This is a genomic window from Microbulbifer sp. TYP-18 (assembly GCF_040932045.1).
Taxonomy (GTDB): domain Bacteria; phylum Pseudomonadota; class Gammaproteobacteria; order Pseudomonadales; family Cellvibrionaceae; genus Microbulbifer.
The window spans coordinates 1-1,870 of the sequence record NZ_JBFRBC010000074.1; the positions used below are offsets into that span (position 1 = coordinate 1).

1 protein-coding gene is annotated in these 1,870 nt (G+C 53.7%); it reads left to right on the forward strand.

The window, feature by feature from the left end:
* Positions 1-67 precede the first annotated feature (67 nt).
* The gene (locus ABVT36_RS18905; protein ID WP_368457949.1) at positions 68-1,588 is read left to right on the forward strand and encodes a YqaJ viral recombinase family protein; all 1,521 of its coding nucleotides are present in this window, start codon (positions 68-70) and stop codon (positions 1,586-1,588) included.
* The last annotated feature ends 282 nt before the right edge of the window (positions 1,589-1,870 follow it).

Here is a 1,870-nt window from a genome sequence, read left to right on the forward strand (position 1 = left end):
GCCGCGCTGTACTCACCGAGCAGCAGCGCCAGCGCATATTGAATATCGGTACTCAGGAGGCCGCGTAATGAAAATTCTCAATTTGACACAAGGTAGCGTGGAGTGGCACGCCGCACGCGTCAACTACTTCACCGCCAGCGAAGCACCAGCGATGATGGGAGAGAGTAAATACAAAACCCGCTCTCAACTCATCAAAGAAAAGGCGACAGGACTCAGTGAAGGAATAACTGACGCCCAATACCGGCTTTTCCAAAAAGGCCATGAAGCCGAAGCATCCATTCGGGGACATATCGAGCACGAACTCGGCGAAGAGCTGTTCCCGGCGACTGGAGTGAGTGACTGTGGAACCTATCTAGCATCGTTCGATGGCATAACCATGGATGAGTCACTGATCTGGGAGCACAAGCTATACAGTGCCGGGCTCGCTGACAGTGTACGCGAGGGCAATCTCGAACCGCATTATTACTGGCAACTAGAGCACCAACTCCTTGTCAGTGGCGCAGAGCGGGCGATATTCACAACTTCTGACGGCTCGCCGGACGCTTGCTACAGCATGGAATACGTTTCGGTACCTGAGCGCCGAGCCGCGTTGATCGCCGGATGGCAGCAGTTCGCGGAAGACCTTTCCAACTACAAGCCAGAGACTGAGCAGGTCGAAGCTACCGGTCAAACTCCTGAAACACTGCCGGCACTACGTATCGAAGTCACCGGCATGGTCACCGCCAGTAACCTCAAGCAGTTTCAAGACCATGCTCTAACCGTCTTTAAAGGCATTAATACCGAACTTAAAACAGACCAGCATTTCGCGGATGCAGAACAGACGGTCAAATGGTGCAAAGAGGTCGAACAGCGCCTGAGCGCCGCCAAGGATCACGCGCTCAGTCAAACCCAAAGCATCGACGAGCTGTTCCGTGCTATCGACGATATTAGTGAGCAGGCACGTAGCAAACGCCTAGAACTTGAGAAATTGGTCAAGGCACGCAAGAAGGAGATCCGCGAAGAAATCGCCATGGCTGCAGCTGATACGCTGATTACGCATATCGAACAGATCAACAAGACGCTGGGTGGCAAGATCCGTATGCCTGCCATCATCACCGATTTCCCTGGAGTCATGAAAAGCAAAAGGACAATCAGCAGTCTGCGTGATGCAGTAGATACTGAACTGGCCCGCGCGAAAATCGAGGCCAACCAGATCGCCGATAAGATCCGCCTGAACCTGGAAACCCTACGCAGTGATGCCGCCGGCTACGAGACACTGTTTGCAGATGCCCAGCAATTGGTACTGAAAGACAACGACGACCTGCGTGCAACGATCACGGCAAGGATTGCAGAGCATAAGGCCGCAGATCAAAAGCGCCAGCAGGCAGAGCAGGTGCAACAAAAAATCGAGCCGCAATCGGCAGAGATCTCGGCGTCTCGCGAACTCGGCTCGATCAGGCAAACCACCGCCGAGAATTCCCGGCCTTCGGATCAGCAAATCATCGGCGTTCTCGCCAGGCATTATCGCGTTCACGAATCAAAAGTCCACGAGTGGCTTTTGGATATGGATCTACAGAGGGCCGGTGACGCCCTCGCAAGCAATTTTTAGCCAGCGCCCCGGCGCACTCAGTCAGCAGTGACCGCTAGGGCCGCCAGTACGGGGCCCTGTTTTCAGAATGTATAAGTGATCGAGATATGAGATAGGGCAGCGTATGCAGCGGTATCGAAGCGGCCATAGGACTGTGGTGAATCCAACACCCAAACAACCCTTACCGTGGTTAGTTGGAAGGTAGGCGCAGATTTAATCATGCCAGTGTTTACAGGATAGAACGATGAGCGAGATACTAACAGACGCCCAATTGTCCAGATTGACCGGTGTTACGTCCCCAGA

Excerpts from the sequence above, each read along its gene's own strand:
- ABVT36_RS18905 (WP_368457949.1), top strand. The coding sequence starts at position 68 with ATGAAAATTCTCAATTTGACACAAGGTAGCGTGGAGTGGCACGCCGCA.